The following is a 4,317-nucleotide window of genomic DNA, read 5'->3' as shown; positions in this document are numbered from 1 at the left end:
CATGGGGAATGCGTGGTGAAAACGACTTGATACCCTTCACTCGACAAAGCTGAGAGAGAATGTCTCACCAGTTCAATAGCTTGAGGATGGAGGTATAATTCAGGCTCATCAATAAGTAGCAATGTTGTGCGCCCTTGAGAACCATCATCACCACTTTTTTTGATGTCGGCTAGGCATTTTATTAAAGCAATTTGTATAGTGCGCTGTGTGCCGTGTCCAAATGAACTGGCATCTTGGCTTGATGCGCCTTCCAAAGAAGTATCTTTCAGCTTTATTGTCCCACCTTTTAAGAAATCCGTGAATTTCAGAGCAGGGATATGTATTTTGGCAGAAATACCATTGAAAAATTTATCAACTTCATTTTGAATTTGGTTGTCAATTTCAACCAAACCCTCATCTCTAAAACGACTATCTGCTCCGAGTTTTTGGTCAACTTTTATCAGCGCACTTTCAACTTCTGTTGCGTATTTTGCACTAACCATTTCAGTGATCTCTTTGATAAGATTCCCGATAGCAGAACTTGCCGTATTTTTGGATAGGTCATCTAACGAATTTTCCATCGCACCAATGAAGATTGGTTCAGGAAAAAGGGCAGAAATCGCGGCATCAATACCTGCTGGGTTATTAACCCATGTGCCGTCACTGTTGAAAATTTGTAGTTTGATATTTGCTACTCTGTCATTTGGTTTGAATTGCGTTCGCTTTATCGTGATAGTTTCATTCAGTACATAGTCTTTTATTCGGTTGCGATGCGTTTCATCAACCCCCACCAACACATGCTCGGTAACACCTGAGATGGTGGCTTCTACAACTACCTCTTTCGTCTTATCGAAGAAGTCTGTTTCAATAAGTGATGATTTTTTCACTGCCCATTGAATAGCCTTCAGGATGTTTGTTTTCCCTGCATTATTACAGCCTACGAGGGGAGTGTATTTTGAGAAAGTAAAAAAGGCACCGCTAATGCTTTTGAAATTGATGATGTTTATTTTTGATATTAGGTGCATACCAGTGCGTCTCCATTAGAGATTTTATCAAGCAACACATCTGGCGGGAAACGTAACAGAGCCGAACGCTATTAAATCAGCGTTGCGCATTGACCCTATGTTTATATGGTGGATTATGTCAATAATACAGAAGGGTAGCCACTATTCATGTCATCCATCACAGCTCCCCATCCGGTGTCATTGATCTGACATCATAAGAGGGGGCGAAGGCGACCAAGGCCGTGCAGGACACGGCGGTTGCCAGAAACAACAGCGGCAATCCATATTCCACCACCCCCAAAACACCCAACGCTATCCGCCTGTATCAGGCCGTGGGCAAGGCCGCGTCGGCGGTATAGCGCGCATAGCGATCCGGGCTGATATTCGCACCACAGGCCAGCACGCCAACCGATTTACCCCTGACCCTATCACGCAAAGGCCCCAACGCGGCGGCCAGCGACGCGGTACAGGCCGGCTCGGCGATCAGGCTTAGCGTATGGCGCATCAACAGCATGGTTTCGGCCATCGCGCGGTCATCAATAAGCACAATGTCATCAACATTCTGGCGAGCCAGCGCAAAGGATTCGGCCATTGCCATCGGCGCGCCCAGACTGTCGGCGATCGTATCAATCCGGTCAAGCACGGCAGGGGTGCCCGTGGCAAAGCTGCGGCGTAAACTGTCTGCCCCCTTGGGTTCGACGCCAATGACGGTAATATCCGGATTATGCCGCTTGATCGCGGCGGCCATACCCGAAATCAAACCACCACCGCCAACAGGCAAAATAACCATATCAAGCGGCGGGGCGTCTTCGATAAATTCGGCACCGCATGTGGCCGCGCCAAAAGCCATATTCACGTCATTGAAAGGATGCAGGATATGCCGGCCTTCATCGGCAGCGATCTGGTCAAGCATGGGCAAGGCACGCGCCATATCAGGCACCAGCACAATTTCGGCACCCAAGGCCCGGCACCCGTCAATGCGGATCGGATCAGCCGCCTCGGTCATCAGGACTTTGGCGCTGATGCCCTGTTTGCGTGCCGCCCAGGCCGTGGCCAGCGCATGATTGCCGCCACTGAAGGTGGCAACGCCCTTGGTCTTTTGTGCGTCAGACAGCCAGTCAACCCCCAGCAAGGCCCCCCGCGCCTTGAATGAGCCAGTATGCTGAAACAATTCAAGCTTCATAAATAGCCGTGATTCAGCCGGGATATAGGGGGCGATCTTGCTGCTTTCCAGCGACAAAACAGGGGTACGGATGATACGGCCAGCCAAAGCATCGCGCGCCGTATCAATCAAATCAGACGCAAATTTTTTCATGCGTCGAATCTATCAATAAGCATTGGTCGGCGTCAATTGGACAATGCGGCAGACACAGCGTGGGGGATGCGTGGAAATGCAGAGGGAATGCGGGGGGTGCGTGGGGGACGCCTAGTTATGCCGATGAAGCGCGGTATCACAAGGGATGAGGCGATGCGTCGCATTGTAAGCATGGCTGGCACGCGCCATCTATCGGCTATCGCGCATCATTGTCATGGTTTCGACAAGCTGGTGCTGTCACGTTATAGAGGATGATTTCATGAAGTTTATTTTATGCGCATTGGTCGCGTTTTTCGTAACTCCTGCCCTGGCCGCGGATATGACCATCGAAATGCTGAACAAGGACGCCAACGGCAATAAAATGGTCTATAGCCAGGAAGTTGCCATGATCGATGCTGGCGATACGGTGACATGGGTGCCGTCGTCTAAAGGGCATAATGTCGAGATGATCGCGTCGCCAAACGGCATGAAATTCAAGTCAAAAAACAGCAAGGAAGCCAAAATCACCTTTGACCAGCCAGGTATCTATTATTACTGGTGCACCCCGCATAAGGGCATGGGCATGATCGGGCTGGTGGTTGTTGGTGGTGATCTGTCGAATAAGGATGATGTCGCCGCCGCCAAGGCGATGGGCAAAAGCAAAAAGAAGCTAAAGGCATTGCTGGCCAGCCTGTCCTAGGCTTGGGTATTTACGCCGCATATAACGCATCAAAAAAGGCAGCTTTGGCTGCCTTTTCCTTAGTTGTTTGATGATGATCTAATCGTCACATGCGATTAATACCCATCGATAAAGCTTTTGACCTTGGCTGAATCGGTGCCGATAGACGCGTCTTCCAGCTCCTCGGTTTCGGCTTTGAACTGCATACGGTGCCATCCTAGCCAGAAGATAACGCCAATGATTGTCATGGTGACTTCCCATCCCTGAAAGGGATAGACAGCCCCGACATTGGCAAGATCAACAGCCCAATTTTCATATCCAATTGTTGACATAATATCCTCCTTTATGAATGTGCCTTGTCTGATGCGATGATGTCAGCCTTGGCGGCTTCGTAAATAGCATTATCGTCAAAATCGAGTCCTTGAATTTCGACTTTTTCAGGTACTCGCAAGACATTCATCCTAGCCTGAATACGCGTGACGATATAGGCAGGCAAAAAGCCAAGAACGCCAAACATAATCACCGCCCCGAGGAATTGGCCAAGCGGATTGATCGTGGCATAGCCTTCAAATGGTGATGACGGAACGCCCCACAGGACGAAGCCCGAAATCACTAGGCCAACAAAGCCAGCATAGCCATGCACAGCAACCGCGCCAACCGCATCATCAATCTTGAACCTACGCTCAACCCAGTAATGCAGCTTGTAAGCGATTACAACGCCGACAGCGCCTATCAGCATAGCCTGAATCGGATGATAGAGATCGTTACCAGCCGAGGCTGTGATAATGCCCACAAGACCCCCAGAGAAGGTCCAGAACGGATTGCCCTTGGAGATAATATAAGCGGCCATCAATCCACCCGATAGCGACATCAGGAAGTTAAAGGTGATCGCGCTAAGCGAGGTGGGCGCCAGATAGATATTGGTGGCTGTCCATGTTTCGCCCGTGATCTGCCCGCCAATAACTTCAGGCGAAATAACCGGTACATTACAGGCGGCATAAAAGCCCCAGAAACCAGTATAGATCATGAAGATGCCAACGCTGAGCAACCAGGGATTATGTGGCGGTATATCGCGTGGGGTGCCGTCCTTGGCAAATTTACCAATACGCGGACCCAGCACCGCCAGAACACCTAGCGCATAACCACCAGCGATAGCGTGAATAACACCCGATGCATAGGCATCATGATAGCCCAGTTCGCGCACCATCCAGCCAGCGTAATGCCAGCCCCATGCCGCATCGACAATCCAGAATACCGAACCGATCAGTACGGCATGTACCCAAAAGGCACTTGAGCGAATCCGCTCGATAACCGACCCCGACACGATTGACGCGGCTGTCCCTGAGAACAGCAGGAACGCC

Annotated in this window: 6 protein-coding genes; 2 read left to right on the top strand and 4 right to left on the bottom strand. The window is 50.3% G+C overall.

The annotated features are described in order from the left end of the window. The coding region (locus ABNT28_RS10220) for an ATP-binding protein (RefSeq protein ID WP_348721523.1) at positions 1 to 1,004 on the bottom strand (1,004 nt) is incomplete at its 3' end. Positions 1,005 to 1,308: 304 nt separating this feature from the next. Beyond that, complete coding sequence (locus ABNT28_RS10215) at positions 1,309 to 2,298, bottom strand: threonine/serine dehydratase (RefSeq protein WP_332924316.1); 990 nt, start codon at positions 2,296 to 2,298, stop codon at positions 1,309 to 1,311. 66 nt (positions 2,299 to 2,364) lie between these two features. Between ABNT28_RS10215 and ABNT28_RS10210 the strand changes: the two genes are divergently transcribed. Both ABNT28_RS10210 and ABNT28_RS10205 read left to right on the top strand, forming a co-directional pair. Next, positions 2,365 to 2,553 carry a hypothetical protein gene (locus ABNT28_RS10210; RefSeq protein WP_348721522.1) on the top strand — a complete coding sequence of 63 codons (189 nt, stop codon included), beginning with the start codon at positions 2,365 to 2,367 and terminating at the stop codon, positions 2,551 to 2,553. Between the two features lie 4 nt (positions 2,554 to 2,557). Further along, positions 2,558 to 2,977 carry a plastocyanin/azurin family copper-binding protein gene (locus ABNT28_RS10205; RefSeq protein ID WP_348721521.1) on the top strand — a complete coding sequence of 140 codons (420 nt, stop codon included), beginning with the start codon at positions 2,558 to 2,560 and terminating at the stop codon, positions 2,975 to 2,977. 95 nt (positions 2,978 to 3,072) lie between these two features. On the opposite strand, the gene ABNT28_RS10200 is transcribed toward ABNT28_RS10205, so the two are convergent. Together ABNT28_RS10200 and ABNT28_RS10195 are read right to left on the bottom strand one after the other, a co-directional pair. After that, the gene (locus tag ABNT28_RS10200) at positions 3,073 to 3,288 is read right to left on the bottom strand and encodes a hypothetical protein (protein ID WP_332924313.1); all 216 of its coding nucleotides are present in this window, start codon (positions 3,286 to 3,288) and stop codon (positions 3,073 to 3,075) included. An 11-nt stretch (positions 3,289 to 3,299) separates the two neighbouring features. Further along, positions 3,300 to 4,317, bottom strand: a 1,018-nt coding sequence (locus ABNT28_RS10195; RefSeq protein WP_348721520.1) for an ammonium transporter, incomplete at its 5' end; no start/stop codon positions are given.

Origin of the sequence: uncultured Candidatus Puniceispirillum sp. (genome assembly GCF_963979125.1) — a bacterium.
Lineage (GTDB): Bacteria > Pseudomonadota > Alphaproteobacteria > Puniceispirillales > Puniceispirillaceae > Puniceispirillum.
The sequence above is the reverse complement of the archived record's forward strand: the minus strand, read 5'-3'. Positions and strand labels throughout refer to the sequence as shown.

Coding starts and splice junctions, on each gene's coding strand:
- ABNT28_RS10215 (WP_332924316.1), bottom strand. CDS start 2,298: ATGAAAAAATTTGCGTCTGATTTGATTGATACGGCGCGCGATGCTTTG.
- ABNT28_RS10210 (WP_348721522.1), top strand. CDS start 2,365: ATGCGTGGAAATGCAGAGGGAATGCGGGGGGTGCGTGGGGGACGCCTA.
- ABNT28_RS10205 (WP_348721521.1), top strand. CDS start 2,558: ATGAAGTTTATTTTATGCGCATTGGTCGCGTTTTTCGTAACTCCTGCC.
- ABNT28_RS10200 (WP_332924313.1), bottom strand. CDS start 3,288: ATGTCAACAATTGGATATGAAAATTGGGCTGTTGATCTTGCCAATGTC.